An 18,323-nucleotide genomic window follows, 5' to 3' on the forward strand; every position below is an offset into this window, starting at 1 on the left:
GGTCCGGTTAGCCGGGCATGGCCCGGCATTCCCGAACCATGGAGCCCCAGATGCCAGACACGATGCCAAAAAACCCGGTGCCAGCCGCGCCAGCGATTGACCGCCGCACCTTCATCGCCACCAGTTCCGGCGCCGTGGCCGCCACCATGCTGCCCGGTGTCAGCAAGGCAGCAGGCCAGAGCCCTTCCACCAGCGACGCCATCCCCTTTGCCAAAACCACCCTCAATGTGAACAGCAAACAACACCAGCTCGAACTCGATACCCGGGTCACCCTGCTCGACGCGCTGCGCGAACACCTGCACCTGACCGGCACCAAGAAGGGTTGCGACCACGGCCAGTGCGGCGCCTGCACGGTGCTGGTGGGTGGCCGCCGCATCAACTCGTGCCTGAGCCTGGCCGTGATGCACGACGGCGACCACGTCACCACCATCGAAGGCCTGGGCACGCCCGATAAGCTGCACGCGATGCAGGCAGCCTTCGTCAAGCACGACGGCTACCAGTGCGGCTACTGTACGCCCGGCCAGATCTGCTCGGCCGTGGCCACGCTCGACGAAATCAAGCGCGGCGTACCGAGCCACGTCACCGGCGACCTCAATGCCGCGCCGCTGCTGAGCGCCGAAGAACTGCGCGAGCGCATGAGCGGCAATATCTGCCGCTGCGGCGCCTACTCCAACATCATCGACGCCATCACCGACGTGGCCGGGAGCCGCGCATGAAAGCCTTCACCTACGAACGCGCCCGCACCCCGGCCGAAGCGGCAGCGGCCATCGCCCGCACCCCGGGCGCGCGCTTCATTGCCGGCGGCACCAACCTGCTCGACCTGATGAAACTGGAAATCGACACGCCCGCGCACCTGGTGGACGTCAACCACATCGGCCTGGACCAGATCGCCGCGACGCCGGACGGCGGCCTGCGCATCGGCGCGCTGGTGCGCAACACCGAGCTCGCTGCCGACGCCACCGTGCGGCGCGGCTACGGCGTGCTGTCGCGCGCGCTGCTGGCTGGCGCCTCGGCGCAGCTGCGCAACAAGGCCACTACCGCCGGCAACCTGCTGCAGCGCACGCGCTGCCCGTATTTCTACGACACCAACCAGGCCTGCAACAAGCGCCAGCCCGGCAGCGGCTGCGCGGCCATTGGCGGCTTTACCCGGGGCCTGGCCATCATCGGCCACAGCGACGCCTGCCTGGCCACCCACCCGAGCGACATGGCCGTGGCCATGCGCGCGCTCGATGCGGTGGTGGAAACCGTGCGCGCCGACGGCGCCACGCGCAGCATTGCGATCGCCGACTTTTACCGCCTGCCCGGCAACGCGCCCGAGCGCGACACCAACCTGGCGCCCGGCGAGCTGATTACGTCGGTGGTGCTGCCGCCACCGGTGGGCGGCCAGCATTTCTATCGCAAGGTGCGCGACCGCGCCTCGTATGCGTTCGCACTGGTGTCGGTCGCCGCCATCGTCCAGCCGGACGGCAGCGGGCGCGTGGCGCTGGGCGGTGTCGCCCACCAGCCGTGGCGCCGGGCGGAAGCCGACAGCGCGCTGCAACAAGGCGAGCAAGGCGCCCGGGCCGCCATGGCGCACCTGCTGGACGGCGCCAGACCGACCGCCGACAACGGCTACAAGGCAGTGCTGGCCGAACGCACGCTGCACGCCATCCTGGAACAAGCCACCAAGGAACGCGCATGAAATTCGACAAACCCGCCACCACCAATCCGATCGACCAGCTGAAGGTAGTCGGTAAACCACTGTCGCGCGTGGAAGGCCTGCTCAAGGTCACCGGCACCGCCACCTACGCCTACGAACAGCACGCGGCCGCGCCGAACGCCGCCTACGGCTACGTGCTGGGCGCCGCCATCCCCAAGGGCCGCATCGACAGCATCGACATCGCCCGCGCCCGCGCCGCCCCCGGCGTGCTGGCCGTGGTCACCGCCGACAACGCCGGCAAACTGGACAAGGGCGAGTTCTACGCCGCCCGCGCGCTGGCCGGTCCCGACGTCGATCACTACCACCAGGCCGTGGCGCTGGTGGTGGCCGAAACGTTCGAACAGGCGCGGTCCGCGGCCCAGCTGATTGCCGTGCGCTACACGCGCAGCGCCGGCGCCTTCGACCTGGCCGCCGCCAAGGACACGGCGCCGCCGCCGAAAGCGGCCAAGTTCACGCCGCCGGCCGAAACCGGCATCGGCGACTTCGCCTCCGCGTATGCCGGTGCCGCCGTCAAGCTCGACCAGTACTACACCACGCCCGACCAGGCCCACGCCATGATGGAGCCGCACGCCAGCATCGCCTCGTGGAACGGCGACCAGCTCACGCTGTGGACCGCGATCCAGCAGATCAACTGGGGTGGGCGCGACCTGGCCAAAACGCTCGGCATCGCGCCAACGAAGGTGCGGCTGGTGTCGCCGTACATCGGCGGCGGCTTCGGCGGCAAGGGCACCATCCTGTGCGACGCCGTGCTGGCTGCTTTAGGCGCGCGCGCAGCCAAACGGCCGGTGAAAGTGGCGTTGCAGCGCCCGCTAATGTTCAACAACGTCACCCACCGCCCGGCCACCATCCAGCGCCTGCGCATCGGCGCCACCAGCACCGGCGAGATCGTCGCCATCGGCCACGAAAGCTGGTCCGGCAATATCGCCGGCGGCCGGCCCGAGGCAGCCACCGCTCCCACCCGCCTGCTGTACGCGGGCGCCAACCGCATGACGCGCCTGCGCCTGGCCCACCTGGACCTGGCCGAAGGCAGCGCCATGCGCGCACCTGGCGAGGCGCCCGGCATGATGGCGCTGGAAATCGCCATGGACGAACTGGCCGAGCAGCTGAAGCTGGACCCGGTGGAACTGCGCATCCGCAACGACATCCAGGTCGATCCGGAAAATCCCGGGCGGCCTTACTCCCAGCGCCAGCTGGTGCAATGCCTGCGCACCGGCGCCGAGCGCTTCGGCTGGCAAAAGCGACCGCAGCGCCCGGCCAGCCGCCGCGACGGCCGCTGGCTGGTCGGCTACGGCGTGGCGGCGGCCATCCGTGGCGCGCCGATCACCACGTCTGCCGCCCGCGTGCGCCTCGACCAGCGCGGCGTGATCACGGTGGAAACCGACATGACCGACATCGGCACCGGCAGCTATACCATCATCGCCCAGACCGCCGCCGAGATGATGGGCGTGACGGTCGAGCAGGTGGTGGTCAAACTCGGCGACTCGCGCTTTCCGGAATCGTCCGGCTCCGGCGGCCAGTGGGGCGCGGCCTCGTCAACCGCCGGCGTGTATGCGGCGTGCGTCAAACTGCGCGAGGCGGTGGCGAAGCAGCTCGGCTTCCAGGCCGATGACGCCACCTTTGCCGACGGCCAGGTACGCTGGGGCGGGCGTAGCGTGCCGCTGGCCTATGCCGCGCGCACGCGCGAGCTGGTGGGCGAGGACAAGATGGAGTACGGCGAGCTGTCGAAACAGTACGCGCAGCAAACCTTCGGCGCCCATTTCGTGGAAGTGGCAGTGGATGCCGCCACCGGCGAGGTACGCATCCGCCGCATGCTGGCCGTGTGCGCGGCCGGACGCATATTGAATCCCAAGACCGCGCGCAGCCAGATCATCGGCGGCATGACCATGGGCGCGGGCGCGGCGCTGATGGAGCACATGGTGGTCGATCACAAGCTCGGTTTTTTCGTCAACCACGACCTGGCCGGCTACGAGGTGCCGGTACACGCCGACATCCCGCACCTGGACGCGATCTTCCTCGACGAGGTCGATCCCACCATGAGCCCCCTGAAAGCCAAGGGCGTGGGAGAGCTGGGCATCAGCGGCGCGGCAGCGGCGATTGCCAACGCAATTTACAACGCCACCGGGGTGCGGGTGCGGGATTACCCGGTGACGCTGGACAAGCTGATCGACAAGCTGCCGCTGCGGGCATAAGCGCGCCGCGCCGCCACCCGCAGGGTCACGCGGGTGCCGCTGCCGGGGGCGCTGTCCACGTGCAGCGTGCCGCCCACGTCGCTGGCGCGTTCGCGCATGCCGGTCAGGCCCCAGTGTCCAGGGCGGTGGCCCTGCGCGGACACCTCGGCCGGCAGTCCGCGTCCACGGTCGCCCACTTTGAGCGCGAAGTGGCGCGGCGCATAGTGCAAGTCCACCGTGACGGTGGCGCTGTGGGCATGGCGGCAGGCGTTGAGCAGCGCTTCGCGGGCGATGGCGTATGCTTCCGCCGCCACCGCCGTCCGCAAAGGCCGCGCCGTGCCCTGCACCGTCAAGCAAAATTGCGCGTCGTGACGCGGCGCGAGCGAGTGACCCAGTTGCGACAGCGCGGTGTCCAGGTCACCCGACAATTCGTGGCCGATGCGCAGCTCCAGCACCTGCGCCCTGCCTTCGTTGAGCACTTCCTCGGCCGTATCGAGCGAGCGATCGATGCTGGCGCGGGCCAGGTCATCGGGCGCCAGGCCGTGCTTGATGCGGTCGAACTGCAGCATCAGCGCTTCCACGCTTTGCAGGAAGTTGTCGTGCAGCGTACGGGCGATGCGTTGCCGTTCCCCCAGGCGCTCACGCAGCCGTTCGGAGATGCGCCGGGTGACCAGCGCCAGCCGCCACCAGTAACACAGCAACAGCAGCACAATCGCCGCTGCGCCGCACAGCAGTTTGAACCAGATGGTTTGCACGAAAGCCGCCTCGATGCGGAACGCCACCGCGCCCGGCACGGTACTCCACACGCCGTCCTCGTTGGCGGCGATGACCTCGAAGCGGTAGTCGCCCGGACCCAGGCTGGTATAAAACGCCTGCCGCCGGGCGCCCGCATCGCGCCAGTCTTGCTCCAGGCCGCGCAGGCGAAACCGGAAACGGATACGCTCCGGCACCGACAGACCGGCCGCCGTGAAATCGACCTCCAGGTTGCGCGTGCGGCGCGGCAGTACCTGTCCCGATACGGGCCGGTATTGCTCGCGGTCGGTGCGCAGTGCGAGCACCTGCGCCGCCGGCGGCCGCCGGTTGCGCACGATGTGCGCCGGATCGATCCAGCCCACGCTGCCGGACGTGGCGTACCACAGGCGACCGTCGGCCGCTTCCGTGAGCGCGCTCAGCGGCCGCAGCGGCGCCGGCTTGCCTTCGTGGCCGTCCAGGTGATTGAACCGTTCGACGGGCAGGCGCAGCGCACCGCTGCGCACGCGGGCCAGGTCGGCAGCGGCCACGCGCGTGAGGCCATCGGCCCCGTGGAGCCACAGTTCACCGCCGCGCGTGAGCGCCATGCCCGAGCCGCCGCCCAGCGCGGTGCCGTCCTCCCCCTGCAGCGCGGCAAAACGGCGGCCGTCGAACCAGCCCACGCCCTGGTCGCCGCACACCCAGAGACCGCCGCTGCTGCCCGGGTCGGCAACCATCACCGTGATATTGCCCACTTCGAGGCCGTCCCCGGGGCCGTATTCGCGCACGGTGGCGCCGTCCAGCACGGCCAGGCGGTTGCCGGGATAGCCGAACCACACCCGGCCCCGCGCATCGGCCAGCAGCGACACGCTGGTGCGCGTGGCCAATGCGGCGATGCCGCCGCCTGGCTGCCACTGACCATCGCGAAACACGTGCACGCCCTTGCGCATCACCGACACCCACAGCCTGCCAGAAGCGTCCATCGCCAGCGCCTGCACGTCGTGGCCGCGCAAGTCGGGCGGCAGCGGCCAGCTTTGCCAGCGACCGGCTGCGCGATGCCATAGCGTCAACCCGCTCGCGAACCAGGCGCTGCCGTCCGGCGCACGCGTGGTGGCCGTCACGCCCAGCAGTGGCGTGGCCTGGCGCGTGCCATCGGCAAGCAGGCCGAAGCTGCGCTGCTCGTAGTTGCCAGTCGACTGGAAGTTTCCGACCCACACCGCGCCGTCGCCATCGGCCTGCACGCTCAGGCCGCTGAACATGCGCGGCGGCAGCGCAATCGTGGTCAGGCGCGATTCGCGCACGCGGTCGACGCCATTTTCGGTGGTGAACCACAGGTTGCCTTCGCGGTCGTCGAAGGCGTTGTAGATCAACTTGCCGCTGAGATTATTGGGCGCATAAAACGCGCGCTGGGTGCGCAAGTCGGGCGTCAGCAGCTTGACCCCGGCGTCGGTGTTAATCCACATGGCGCCGCGCTGGTCGAGAAAAACGCCGAACGGCTGGTCGCCGTCGGGCAGGTGCAGTGGCGTGAGCGCGCCGGTGGCAGGCGCATAGCGGTACAGCTTGTGCTCGGTACTTACCAGCAACACGTCACCATCGGGCCGCAGGTGGCCGATTTCGATATCCTTGCCCGCCAGCACCCGGCGGAAGCGGTGGCCGCCAGGCGTGCTGCGATACATGCCGTCCGGGTGGTAGGCCAGCACCGTCTGATCGGGCAGCACCGTAAAATAATGGAAATCGCCGGCCGGCAGGCCGTCCTCGGGCTCGACGTGGCGCCAGCGCTGGCCTTCCAGCCAGTACAGCCCGGTGGAAGCCGAGAGCCAGACTACGCCCTTCGCTGTCCGCGCCAGGCGGTACACCGAGCGTTCCGGCAAACCGTCGCTGGCATCGTAATGGCGCACGCGGCCCTGGTCGAAGACGCTGACGCCGCCAAAGTTATAACCTACCCACAAGGCTGTGCCCACCACCAGCAGGGCGTTGGTGTTGGACGAGCGCAGCTTGTTGCCGTCGATGGCGGTGAGGCGCTCGAAATGGACGCCGTCGAAACGGTGCAAGCCGTCGCCGGCGGCAAACCACAGCATGTCGCGATGATCCTGGGCCATATCGAACGCGGCGGTCGGGGCGCCATCCTGCTTGGTCCAGGCAGTGTGCACCATGCTCGTGTGCCAGTACGGATAGGAAGCGGCGCCAGCGCCGGTGACGCCTGACCACAGGACGACAAACACCAGCCAGCGCACGGCGCAGGCGGTCGATATTGAACGAAGCGGGAACATAAAACAGGCCAGAAAACGGACTGTTATTGTAAAGGCGGGGCACTGGTTTCGGAGGGACCGGGGCCTCCGCCTGATGGCCTATCCACGCCTCTGGCTAACGGCAGAGGCGCAGATCGGCCGGCGTGCCGGCCACGCTTAATCGAGGAAGTCGGCGAACTCGCGCTGTGCGTAACCGTGGAGATTTTTCCACGGCGCCGGCGTTGCACCGGCGCGCGCCACCACGTCCACCCGGCGGTAAAAGGTCCCGGCCTTGTCGCCGCTCTCGATCATCAACGGAATCTGGCGCTGTTCGTCCCACAGCACGCGCTGATAGACGCCATTGTCCTCGCGCTCGCGCCACCTGGCGCCCGGGGTGGTGCTGGCGCGGGTGGTCACTGTCATGGTTTTGAGCAGCCGTGGATCGAGCAGGTAGAACGCGCGGTCCCACGAACCGTCGAAGTTGACGTTGTCAAATTCGGTGGCGGGAATCGTGATCACCGCCTTCTCCCTGGCATCGACAAACTCCAGGCGCGGCGTCTTGCCGGCAGCGATCACGTGGCGCGGCATGGCGATGTGATTGAGGCCGTGGCGGTGGCCACCCTCTTCGTTCTGGTGCTGGTGCTGGTGCTGGGGCGCATTGGCCGGCAGCACGCGCGCGCTCCACACGTGGCCGGGCCGGCGCAACATGGTTTCCTGGTAGCGCGACTCGCGGGTGACGCCGTCGGGCGTCAAGGTTTTGCTGTAGTAGGTAATCGCCAGGTCCAGGTCCGGCGCGGAGGCAGCCGGCGCGTTGGCGACGGCGTGGACGGTGCCAGCGAGGCTGAGCGTGGCGAGAAGGACAGATAGGCTGGAAGTTTGCATGATATTTCTGTATGAATTAATGCCGACTCCGTTTATTCCGTCATTCCCGCGTGCGCGGGAATGACGGAATGGCGTTTTTCGTCTTGATTGGATTCCCGCCTGCCTGGCGGTCCACCAAGACCCTTTGCATCGCGTACTTAAAACCCGAACGCCGTCTTCAGCAAACCGAACACCTTGGTGTTATCCAGCGTGCCCTTGAACGGCTTGGCGCCGGCGCCGGTGGCGAACAGTTTGACATCGCCGCCGCCGTGGGTTTCGCTCGACAGGCGCACACCGGTTTCCTGCAGGTAGTTGTCGGCCATGACGGTGGTGCTGTCGAGGTTGTCGCGCAGGTTCGGGCGGTTCGGGCCGTTGCCGAATACCAGCGTGGTGTAGGTCTTGCCATCGGCATCCTTGGCCGGCTGGCCGTCGCGGTAGCCGCGGTTGATGTCGAGGATAGGATTGCCGCGCTTGCCGTAGCCGTTGAACGCCAGCGTGTGGTCATGGTCGGCGGTGACCACGATCAGGGTGTTGGTCAGGGTCGGGTCGGTCAGCCTGGCCTTGGCCAGCGCGGCCTTGATGGCGTCGTCGAAAGCGATGGTGTCGGTCAGCGCGCGCTTGGCGTTGGTACCGTGCAGCGCGTGGTCGATGCGGCCGCCTTCCACCATCAGGAAGTAGCCGTTGGTGTTTTGCGCCAGCAGGTCCATGGCCTTGACCGTCATCTCGGCCAGGCTCGGTTGCGCGGCGCCCTCGCCCAGCGGCGGCGTGGCGGTGCGATCGAGTTCGTATTCGAGGTGGCTGCGGCTGCTGTACAGGCCGATGAACTTCTTGCCGGTGGCGGCGTTCATCTCGGTCTTGTTGGCGGCCACCGTGTAGCCCTTGGCGGCCAGCTCGGTCAGCAGGTTGCGGCCATCGGCGCGGCCGGTGGTGTTGCCGGCGCCGTAAGGGGTGAAGTGGTTGCGGCCACCGCCCATCAGCACATCGACGCCATCGCCCAGGGCCGTGTTGAAACCGGCGCCGCCGGGCACCAGCTGCGCGGCGATCTGGTACTGGGCGTTGCGGTTGCAGATGTGCGACCAGGCCGTCGCCGGCGTGGCGTGGGTCAGCTCGGTGGTGGTAATCGTGCCCACGGCCTTGCCCTTGGCCTTGGCCAGTTCCAGGATGGTGGCAGCCGGGGTGCCGTTGGTGGCCGCGCAGTTGTTCACGCCGAGGTTGCCGTTGGCGTCGCGGCCCGGGTTGGTGGCCACGGTTTCGGGCGACATCGAGATCACCTCGTTGTTCATTTTGACGCCGGTCATGTAGGCGGCCATCGACGGGGCGCTGTCGGTGGTCTGGGCGTCGGCCGAGAAGGTCTTGATGCGCGCAGTGCGCTCGAGCGTGTCCATGGTCAGGCTGCCGTCTTCGCCGTACTTGTAGATGCGCGCGGCGGTGATGGTGGTGGGGCCCATGCCGTCACCGAGGAAGAAGATGATGTTCTTGGCTTCGCCGGCGGCGTGCGCTGGCAGGGCAAAAGTCGTGGCAAGGCCCAGGGCCAGGCTGGCCGCAATCAGGGTAGGTTTCATGTCTGGTATCCGTGTGAAAGTTTTACAGGCCGGAAGCGGTCTTGACCAGGCTAAACACCTTGGTGTTGTCGATGGTGCCGGTGAAATTCTCGGCGCCCTTGCCGATGGCGCCCAGGAACACGTCGGCGCCGCCGTGGGTCTCGCCGCCGACGGCCACGCGCACCACCGCTTCCTGGTGGTAGGTGTTGGCGCCGGTCACGCTGTCGTCCATGCTGGCCATGCTGCTGCGGTTTCCCTGGGTGCGGTTCTCGCCGTTGCCGAAGCCGATGATCGAATACGGTGCGCCGTCGAGGTCCTTGTCCACCGCGCCGGTCACGTAGTTCTTCACCACGCCCAGCACGCCGGCGTTGGCGGCGGTGGTCTTGCCGGTGCGCTTGGCGTAGCCGTTCAGCACCAGCGTGTGGTCATGGTCGGCGGTAACCACGATCAGGGTGTTTTTCAGATCAGGGTCGGCGATGCGCGCCTTGGCCAGCACGGCCTTGATGGCGTTGTCGAACGCCACCATGTCGTGCAGGGCTTTCTTGGCCGTGGTTTCGTGCAGCGCGTGGTCGATGCGCCCGCCTTCCACCATCAGGAAGTAACCCTTGCTGTTCTTGGCCAATACGTCCATGGCCTTGGTGGCCATTTCCGCCAGGCTCGGTTCCTTGGCCGGATCACGGTCGAGGTCATAGCTCATGTGGCTCGAGGTGAACAGGCCCAGCAGGCGCTCGGTCTTGCTGGCGTCGACGGCATTGAGCTCGGTGACGTTGCTGGCAAAGGTGGCGTTTTTGGCCTTCATCTCGTTGATCAGGTTGCGGCCGTCGCTGCGCTTGCCGCCGGCGGCGACCGGCACGAAGAACTGGCTGCCGCCGCCGAGCAGCACGTCCAGCCCCGTGCCGAGCGCGGGATTGAAGCCGGCGCCGCCCGGCACCGAGGCGGCGGCGATATCGTTTTCCAGGTCGCGGTGGCAGATGTGGGCGTAGGTCGCCGCTGGCGTGGCGTGGGTGACGCGGGTGGTGGTGACCACGCCGGTGGCCATGCCCTGCGCCTTGGCCTGTTCCAGCAGGGTCGGCACCGCCGTGCCATTGCTGGCGCCGCAGTTGTTGCCGAGCTTGTTGCCATTGGCGTCGTTGACCGGATCGACCGCGACCGTGTTGGTCGACATCGAGATCACTTCGTTGTTCATTTTCACGCCGGTCATGTAGGCGGCCATCGACGGCGCGCTGTCGGTCACCTGGGCGTCGTTGGAGAAGGTTTTCACGAACGCCGACTCCGGCAGCGTATCGACGGTCAGTTCGCCCTCTTCGCCCACGGCGTAGATGCGGGCGGCGGTCATGGTGGTCATGCCCATGCCGTCGCCGAGGAAGAAGATCACGTTCTTGGGGGCGGCAGCCACCGGGGTGGTGGGCGCGGCGTTGTTGACGGGGGTGGAATCGCTGTTGCAGCCGGCCAGCAGGGCGGCGGTCAGGCCGGCAACGAGCATCGGCTTGCACAAGGAGTTGCGGTTCATGGTGTGTATCCGGCAATCGTTTTAAAGATTTGCAAGATAACAAGCCGGTGTTACCAGCTGATGACAGGCCGTGGCCCTCCTACAACGTCAGGCCGCGTGCGGACCGCCCCGGTGCAATGGCAAGGTGACGCTGAACGTGGTGCCGTTCTCCTCGCCGGAAACGACCTCGATGCGGCCGCCGTGGGCATGGGCGATCTGGCGCGCGATGTAGAGGCCGATGCCAAGGCTGGTGTGTTCGCCCGCATCCGGGCTGCCCTCGTGGCCCACCCGCACCAGCGGGTCGAAGATGCCGGCGATCTTGTCGGCCGGAATGGCCGGTCCGAAATTGTTGACGGTGATGATAATGTCGTTGCCGCTATCGGCCACCACGGCAATCGCCACGGGGGTATCGACCAGCCCGTACTGGATGGCGTTGCCGATCAGGTTGGACAGCATTTGCGCGATGCGGCCGTTGTCGATCATCGCCATCACGCTGGCCGGCGCCTGCAGGGCGATATTGCGCTCCGGGTGGAAGGTGCGCAGTTCTTCCACCACCTGGCGGCTGACGTTGGCCAGGTCGCCGTGGCGCGCATCGATCGGCATGCCGGCGCCGAAGTGGGTGCGGGTGTAGTCGATCAGGTCGTTGACCAGGCTGCCCATGCGGCGGGCGCTGTTGTACATGCGGGTGGCCGCCAGCGCGTACTTGGGCGGAATGTCGCTCGCTTGCATCATGAAGCTCGATCCCATCACCACCGCGCCGAGCGGGTTGCGCAGGTCGTGCGCCAGGATGGCCAGGAACATGTTCTGCGACTTTTTCACCAGGTACTCGTAGCGCGCCACCGATTCGGCCAGCGCCTGGTCGATCGCCTCGTTAAAGCGCGTCATGTCGCCGCTGTCGGTAGCGCGTTCTTCCTTGGTGAAAGCGTCCCACAGCGCCAGCACGCTCGAGCGCAGGGCGCGGTATTCGGACACCAGTTGCACGATGGTGTAGCCCGACAGCAGGCGTGCTTCGGCGTGGATTTCGGAGGCGGTGTCTTCATGGTCGCGGTCCCCCAGGCCCTGCGACTTGGCCACCCGTTCGCCTTCGGACTGCGGCTGATCGAGGTCGTCGGCCACGGCCAGCAGCATCTGCCGGGCGTGGTCGCGCAGCGCGACGTCGTCCATGGTCAGTGCCGGCGGTTCGACGGTGCGGGCAAAATCTTCCCAGGCCTGCAGGATCGCCTCGATATTGGTGCGGATAAAATCGGCAAGCCGAAGGTGTGCCATGGGTGCTCGCCTCGCGTTAAGGGGACTATCAAAGGGGTGGGCGATGATAGCACCTGCGGCTTGCCGCACTGTTGCTTACTTACATCGACGTCAGCGTAAAACCGCCATCGACCATCAGGCTCTGGCCGGTAACGAAACGCGCCTCGTCGGTGGACAGCCACACGGCCACGTCGCCCACATCGGCCGGCAGGCCCGCGCGGCGCAGCGGCGTGGCGGCGGCAAAGCCGGCCAGCGCTGCGTCGTCGCCCAGGCGGTGAAACATCGGCGTGTCGATAATGCCGGGATACAGGTTGTTGATGCGGATGCCCTGCGGCCCCACTTCCTGCGCCACCGCGTGCATCATGGCGTCCATGCCGCCCTTGCTGGCCGCGTAGGCCGAGCTGCCCGCCACCGCGCGCACCGCCAGCCACGACGACGTGTTGACGATCACGCCGCCGGCCTTCATCGCCGCTACCTCGTGCTTGATCGACAGCCAGGCGCCCTTCAAGTTGGTGCCGATGATGTGGTCGAAGTCGTCCTCGGTCAGCTCGGCGATCGGCGCGAAGCGCCCTTCCGCGCCGGCGTTGTTGAAAGCGATGTCGAGCCGGCCGTGGCGCGCCATCACGGTGGCGACCAGTTGCCGCACACTGGCGCCTTGCGACACGTCCGCCACGCAGGCCGAGGCGACGCCGCCGGCAGCCGTGATCAGGGCCACGGTGTCATCGAGTTCGGCCTGGCGGCGCCCGGCCACCACCACATGCGCGCCTTCGCGTCCGTAAGCCAAAGCGGCGGCGCGGCCGATGCCGGAGCCGCCGCCGGTGACCAGCGCCACGCGACCCGGCAGTCGCTGGTTGAAATTCTGTTCCATAATATGCCTTCCAGTAAACGAAGCACCTACTATAGACGCGCCGTTTGCCGGCGATAAGCCGTCCACCATCACCTGGCCTGCTGGCCCGTATTCATCAATCATGCGCTCGAACGAACTTGCCGAACTGATCGCCTTTGCCGCCGTGGCCGAGCACAAAAGCTTTCGCCGCGCGGCCGAACAGCTGGGCCTGACCGCCTCCACGTTGAGCCACTCGCTGCGCGCGCTGGAAACGCGGATGGACGTGCGCCTGCTTAACCGCACCACGCGGTCGGTGGCGCTGACCGAAGCCGGCATGGCGCTGCTCGACCAGGTAGGGCCGGCGCTGCGCCAGATCGCCGGCGCGGTGGACCAGGTCAACGCCGCCAGCAGCGAACCGCGCGGTACGGTGCGCATCAACGCCTCGCACCTGGCGGCCGACCTGGTGCTGGGCCGGCGCCTCGGCGACTTTGCCCGCGCCCATCCCGGCATCACGCTCGACATCGCCAGCGACGACCGCTTCGTGGACATGGTGGGCAACGGTTACGACGCCGGCATCCGCTTGGGTGACAGCGTCGAGCAGGACATGGTGGCGATTCGCCTGACCGCGCCGCTGCGCATCGTGGTGGTGGGTTCGCCCGCCTACCTGGCCGAGCGGCCGGCGCCAGCAACGCCAGACGAACTCGATGCGCACCGCTGCATCGGCTACCGCATCAGGAACGGCAGCGGCACCGGCAAATTATGCAAATGGGAGTTTGGCCGCGACGGCGTCACGGCCGCCTTCGAGCCCGGCGTCCAGTTGGTGGTGGACAGCCACGCGATGCTGGTCGGCGCTGCGCTGTCCGGCGCCGGCCTCGCCTACGTGGTGGAGGCGGCGGTGGCCGGTCATCTGGCCGCTGGCCGCCTGGTAACGGTGCTGGACGACTGGTGCGCACCGGTGGCAGGGTTTTTCCTGTACTACCCGAGCCAGCGCCAGCTGCCGTCGGCCTTGCGGGCGCTGGTCGAATTCCTGCGTGCAGGCCAGGGCGCCTGACGACGGTCAGCCTTCGGTATCGATGGTACAGGTGAGCGCCGTCACGCCCTCCTCGGTGCCGGCAGACAGTACGCCAAGCTTGGTGGCGCGGCTATAGTGCTGGCCGTCCTTGCCGGGTTTGAGCTTGGCTGCCTTGGCCAGCTGGGCGACGGTTATGCCTGGCAAAAAAGCGCGATAAACCTGCTCGCCGCTGTCATTGGCGACCGCAATGCGCAGGGTATCGAAGCCGAACACTTTCAGTGGCACGGGCAGCGTCACCGGATCGGTGCCCTGCGACGCATTCCAGCCAGCGCTCGCCAGCGTGCCTTCGGCCTGCTTGAACTTGTCAATGCTGGCGCAGGTCAGCGCCGCCTCGATCGAGGGCCGCGCCTTGGCCCATGCGGCCGCATCGGCCGCGCCGGCTCTTGGCGCGCCCATGGCAAACGCTGCCAGCATGCTGGCGATCACCAGCCCGCGTGCGGCGGCGCGGCGTTGTGGATGACGGATGGTCATGGATGCTCCCGTGTTTGAGTTATTTATATGATAACTCGGGTTGTATTGCCGGGCCCGCACGGTTAGCCGCGTGACTGCGGCCTCACGATGCCTGGGCGCGCCGCCACTGCGCCGGGCCATGGCCTTCAGTCCGCCGGAATTCGCGCGCCATGTGGCTTTGGTCGGCAAAGCCGCAGCGCTGGGCGATGTCGGCCAGCGTCAGTTCGGAGCGCAGCATCAGGTGGCGCGCGCGCGCCAGGCGGCGTGTGATCAGCCAGCGGTGCGGGGTAACGCCGGTGCTGACCTTGAAGGCGCGGCCGAAGTAGCCCGGTGAAAGCTGGCACAGCGCCGCCAGTTCCATCAGGCCGATGCGGGTATCGAGGTGCGCTTCCATGTATTGCTTGGCGCGCGACTCCTGCCATGGCGCCAGGCCGCCGCGCTGCGGACCGCGCCGGGCCTGGCCGGCATAGTGCTGCGTGAGGTGGCTATGGACCGACAGCAACAGCGTGTCGAGAAACAGCGACGTGGCCGGTCCGGACGGGTTCACTGCCACCCGGGCGATGCGGGCCAGGTGCGCCAGTACCAGGTCGTCCGCGCCCTCAAGCAGCGGCAGGTTGTCCAGGCGCCGGGTTTCCTGGACGTCGGACAGGGCGTCAAGCGCGGCATGGGGCAGGTAGAGTTGGACGCATTCGTAACCGCTTACCAGGTCGGCCACCGGCCGGCTGCGCAGGTCGAGCATGGTCAGCGCGCCGGCCTGATACGGATCGACCAGCACTGCCTTGCCATCGAGCCACAGGCGGTGCTGGCGCAGCGGTTGCAGCTGCACGGCCAGCAGCAATGCCGGTTCGGCCGGAATCGGCGCCGTCATGCCGGTGCCGCTGCGCGCCTGCAACCACGTCAGCGCCACATCGTTGGCCAGGGCCGCGCTTTCGACCGCAGGCAGATGCCGGCGGCCAAAATACTCGCCCATGGTGTCGCCGTACGCCTTGCCCACTTGCCCCTCCGCAGCGCTGTTTTGTCGCCCGACAGTTTACCAGTGTCCCGACTGGCCTGCCTGTAAGCCCCCGATGGCGACGTTTTACCGCCGGCCACGTCGTTTTTGTACAAGCCGGCGGGGATCGGCCCGCACTATGCTGGGCTCGACGGAATAGTGGAAAGGGAGCGGCACGATGCGCAGCAAACGACAGAACAGATTACTGGTGGCCGGCCTGTGCGCCTGCGCCGCCGGCCTGACGCTGCAGCGCGAGGGACTTGGTGTGGCTGCCATGCTGGCCGTCATGGTGGTCTGGCTGGCCTACCGGCTGGGGTGCGCCGAACGCGGCCCAGCCGCCACGCCACCGCCGACCGGCGACGATATCCGCCTGGCCGAACGCGCGCGCATCGCCCGCGCGCTGCATGACGCTTTTCTGCAAAGCCTGCAAAGCCTGATCCTGCGCCTGGGCGTGGCGATCGCAAGGCTGCCGGCGGGCTCGAACGACCGCCTGGAGCTGGAACGGGCGCTGGACCTGTCCACCGCTGTGATGGAAGAAGGCCGCGACGAATTGATGTACTTGCGGGCCGCCACGGTCTCGACCGACCTGGCCACGGCGCTGGCCCGTAGCGCCGAACGGTTTCGCCACGACAGCGCGGTGGCAGTAGCCATACACAGCCACGGCGCGGCGCTGGCCATGTCGGCGCTGACCCGGTCCGAGGTAGTGCGCATCGCCTGCGAAGCCATCGCCAACGCCCTGCGCCACGCCCAGGCGCGGCATGTCGATATTGCGCTGGAATGGGGCAGCCACGCCCTCACCCTCGCCATCACCGACGACGGCGTGGGCCTGCCTGACGCGCTGCTGTTGCAAACGCGGCTCGGCGGCTGGGGGCTGACCGGCATGCACGAGCGCGCGGTGCTGATCGGCGCCAACCTGTCGCTGGCGCGCCGCGCAGAAGGCGGCAGCCGGGTGACACTGGTGGTGCCGTGCACCCCGCAACCGGAAGACGCCGGCCTGGCATGGCACCAGCGCCTTTACGGACGCCGGCACCAGTGGTAAAAATTACGGCACGATGGCCGTAAACAGGTACACCGCGAAAATCACCAGGTGCACCGTGCCCTGCATCACCGTGGTGCGGCCGGTACCGAGCGACAGCGTGGCCACGATCAGCGACAGCAACAGCAGCACGCTCGACTTCACATCGATACCGAGCGACAGGGTCCAGCCGGTCATCAACGACACCACCGCCACGGCCGGAATGGTCAGGCCGATACTGGCCAGGGCCGAACCGAGCGCCAGGTTCAAACTGGTTTGCAGGCGGTTGGCGCGGGCGGCGTGGAACGCGGCGATACCTTCCGGCAGCAGCACCACGGCAGCGATGATGATGCCGACCACGGCCTTCGGTGCGCCCAGCTTGAGCACGGTCGCTTCCAGCGTGGGCGACAGCATCTTGGCCATCAACACCACGCTGCCCAGGCAGGCCAGCAGCAGCGCGGCCGACAGCCAGGTCATTTTCAATGGCGGCGGCGGCGCGTGGGTGTCTTCGTCGTTGGTGGCCACTTCCGGCAGGAAGTAATCGCGGTGGCGCACGGTTTGCACCAGCACGAACGTGCCGTACAACACCAGCGATACCAGCGCGATGAAGCCAAGCTGGCTGGCGCTGTACGACGGGCCGGGCACGGTGGTGGTGTAGTTGGGCAGGACCATGGTGAGGATGGAAATGGCCGCCAGCGTGGTCAGCGCGGCCGACACGCCCGACAGCGTAAAGGTCTGCTCGCCGTGGCGCTTGGCGCCGGCCAGCAGGCACAGGCCCAGCATGCCGTTCAGGATGATCATCACGGCCGCGAACACGGTATCGCGCGCCAGCCCTGCCGTGGACTCGCCGCCGGCGATCATCAGCGAGACGATCAGCGCCACCTCGATGGCCGTGACGGCCAGCGCCAGCACCAGCGTGCCGTACGGTTCGCCCACCCGGTGCGCCACCACCTCGGCGTGGAACACGGCTGCCAGCACGCCGGCAAACAGGCCAGCCACCAGCAGCAAGGTATACACCTGGCCGACCATGGCCTGGGCGCCCATCGCCTGGCCGGCGATCAGCAACCAGGCCACCACCGGCGCGGCGACGGACCAGAGGGGCAAAGACTTCGCTATTTTCACTGTGACGCTCCCGTGCTTGATTCTGGAAAGCGCATTGTAACTTGCGCATCCCTCGACCCTGTCACGGCAGCGTATGCGTGAGTCCGGACGGTCAGGCCGCAGCCGGCATGCCCCGCGCGTCCGCCTGCTTGCGCCGGCGCATCCAGCCGATCAGCCCCAGGCCACCGAGCATCATGGCGTAGGTGGACGGCTCCGGCACGGCGGTGACCGAGATATTGTCCACCGCGACGTCGAAGTTGGTGAAGCCGTACATATAGCCGGGCACGAAGGTGCCGAAGACCACTTCGTCCACGCTGGCCAGGACGTCGGCAAAGCTGCGGCCGGTGGGCAGCTTGGGACCTGCGCCGTCGTCGGTGGAGCCGTAACCGCCCCAGCCCGCCGGCAGGCCGGTGGCGGTGGGGTCGCCGATGGTGACCGACAGGTGCTGCCAGTCCTGGGTGGCGTCGATGGTGCCGAGCTTGTACCACACGCTCGAGTACGGCATCCCGGCTGGCGTGTTGCCGTAGTCGCGCAGCTCCACCACCACGTCGCGCGCGACGTCCTGGTTGAAGAACTTGATCTCATTGGCCTTGATGTCGAGGCCCAGCGTCACAGGTCCCTTGGCGGTGTAGTCGCCGAGGAAGGCGGCGTTGGTGGTGGTGCCGAACGAAATGCCGAAGTTTTCGATCACCGTGCGCAGCGCCGGCGCGCCGTGGCCCATGCTGGTGTCGATGCCGGAGCCGCCGATGCCGTCTGCCGGTTCCATGCCATACCAGCCCTGGTTACCGTTGGAAAAATCCACCGTGGTGGAGCCGCCGGCAGCAAACGCGGCGCCACCAGCTACGGACAACACCACCGCCATCAATGCTTTGTTCAAAGTCATGAGTCTTCCTTTGTCAGTTGGAGGG

At 67.5% G+C, this 18,323-nt stretch carries 15 protein-coding genes; 5 read left to right on the forward strand and 10 right to left on the reverse strand.

The window, feature by feature from the left end; genetic code table 11:
- Positions 1 to 50: 50 nt before the first annotated feature.
- Genes paoA through paoC form a run of 3 tightly spaced genes read left to right on the forward strand, consistent with a single transcriptional unit; the run spans position 51 to position 3,888 of the window.
- On the forward strand, positions 51 to 716 hold the full coding sequence (gene paoA / locus DUPY_RS00890) for an aldehyde dehydrogenase iron-sulfur subunit PaoA (protein WP_208599975.1): 666 nt from the start codon (positions 51 to 53) through the stop codon (positions 714 to 716).
- Complete coding sequence (locus tag DUPY_RS00895; protein ID WP_070245846.1) at positions 713 to 1,681, forward strand: FAD binding domain-containing protein; 969 nt, start codon at positions 713 to 715, stop codon at positions 1,679 to 1,681. Before paoA ends, DUPY_RS00895 begins: the two co-directional genes overlap by 4 nt.
- Complete coding sequence (gene paoC, locus DUPY_RS00900) at positions 1,678 to 3,888, forward strand: aldehyde oxidoreductase molybdenum-binding subunit PaoC (RefSeq protein ID WP_070245847.1); 2,211 nt, start codon at positions 1,678 to 1,680, stop codon at positions 3,886 to 3,888. Before DUPY_RS00895 ends, paoC begins: the two co-directional genes overlap by 4 nt.
- Here the strand turns inward: paoC and DUPY_RS00905 are convergent.
- The 6 genes from DUPY_RS00905 to DUPY_RS00930 all read right to left on the reverse strand — a co-directional run bounded on the left by DUPY_RS00905 (position 3,837) and on the right by DUPY_RS00930 (position 12,828).
- The gene (locus DUPY_RS00905; RefSeq protein WP_084640481.1) at positions 3,837 to 6,866 is read right to left on the reverse strand and encodes a sensor histidine kinase; all 3,030 of its coding nucleotides are present in this window, start codon (positions 6,864 to 6,866) and stop codon (positions 3,837 to 3,839) included. The two genes, paoC and DUPY_RS00905, sit on opposite strands and share 52 nt — an antisense overlap.
- A gap of 135 nt (positions 6,867 to 7,001) precedes the next feature.
- A complete protein-coding gene (locus DUPY_RS00910) occupies positions 7,002 to 7,706 on the reverse strand; it encodes a hypothetical protein (RefSeq protein WP_070245848.1) in 705 nt (234 codons plus the stop codon).
- Between the two features lie 137 nt (positions 7,707 to 7,843).
- Positions 7,844 to 9,247, reverse strand: a complete 1,404-nt coding sequence (locus DUPY_RS00915) for an alkaline phosphatase (protein ID WP_141749363.1) — start codon at positions 9,245 to 9,247, stop codon at positions 7,844 to 7,846.
- A 22-nt stretch (positions 9,248 to 9,269) separates the two neighbouring features.
- Positions 9,270 to 10,736, reverse strand: coding sequence for an alkaline phosphatase (locus DUPY_RS00920; protein ID WP_070245849.1), 1,467 nt, complete (start codon positions 10,734 to 10,736; stop codon positions 9,270 to 9,272).
- Between the two features lie 87 nt (positions 10,737 to 10,823).
- Complete coding sequence (locus tag DUPY_RS00925; protein ID WP_070245850.1) at positions 10,824 to 11,981, reverse strand: sensor histidine kinase; 1,158 nt, start codon at positions 11,979 to 11,981, stop codon at positions 10,824 to 10,826.
- 79 nt (positions 11,982 to 12,060) lie between these two features.
- Positions 12,061 to 12,828 carry an SDR family NAD(P)-dependent oxidoreductase gene (locus tag DUPY_RS00930; protein ID WP_070245851.1) on the reverse strand — a complete coding sequence of 256 codons (768 nt, stop codon included), beginning with the start codon at positions 12,826 to 12,828 and terminating at the stop codon, positions 12,061 to 12,063.
- A 100-nt stretch (positions 12,829 to 12,928) separates the two neighbouring features.
- On the opposite strand from DUPY_RS00930, the gene DUPY_RS00935 reads away from it, so the two are divergent.
- The gene (locus DUPY_RS00935) at positions 12,929 to 13,837 is read left to right on the forward strand and encodes a LysR family transcriptional regulator (RefSeq protein WP_070245852.1); all 909 of its coding nucleotides are present in this window, start codon (positions 12,929 to 12,931) and stop codon (positions 13,835 to 13,837) included.
- 6 nt (positions 13,838 to 13,843) lie between these two features.
- Here the strand turns inward: DUPY_RS00935 and DUPY_RS00940 are convergent, their stop codons facing one another.
- Both DUPY_RS00940 and DUPY_RS00945 read right to left on the reverse strand, forming a co-directional pair.
- Positions 13,844 to 14,329, reverse strand: coding sequence for a hypothetical protein (locus DUPY_RS00940; protein ID WP_070245853.1), 486 nt, complete (start codon positions 14,327 to 14,329; stop codon positions 13,844 to 13,846).
- 82 nt (positions 14,330 to 14,411) lie between these two features.
- The gene (locus DUPY_RS00945; RefSeq protein ID WP_070245854.1) at positions 14,412 to 15,302 is read right to left on the reverse strand and encodes an AraC family transcriptional regulator; all 891 of its coding nucleotides are present in this window, start codon (positions 15,300 to 15,302) and stop codon (positions 14,412 to 14,414) included.
- Positions 15,303 to 15,477: 175 nt separating this feature from the next.
- Here DUPY_RS00945 and DUPY_RS00950 point away from each other — a divergent pair, with 175 nt between their 5' ends.
- A complete protein-coding gene (locus DUPY_RS00950; protein ID WP_070245855.1) occupies positions 15,478 to 16,338 on the forward strand; it encodes a sensor histidine kinase in 861 nt (286 codons plus the stop codon).
- 3 nt (positions 16,339 to 16,341) lie between these two features.
- On the opposite strand, the gene DUPY_RS00955 is transcribed toward DUPY_RS00950, so the two are convergent.
- Entirely contained in the window at positions 16,342 to 17,358 is a 1,017-nt protein-coding gene (locus DUPY_RS00955; RefSeq protein WP_229255192.1) for a calcium:cation antiporter, read from the reverse strand.
- Positions 17,359 to 17,527: 169 nt separating this feature from the next.
- Entirely contained in the window at positions 17,528 to 18,298 is a 771-nt protein-coding gene (locus DUPY_RS00960; RefSeq protein ID WP_070245857.1) for a PEP-CTERM sorting domain-containing protein, read from the reverse strand.
- Positions 18,299 to 18,323: the final 25 nt, after the last annotated feature.

The organism is Duganella phyllosphaerae (genome assembly GCF_001758785.1).
Classification (GTDB): domain Bacteria; phylum Pseudomonadota; class Gammaproteobacteria; order Burkholderiales; family Burkholderiaceae_D; genus Rugamonas; species Rugamonas phyllosphaerae.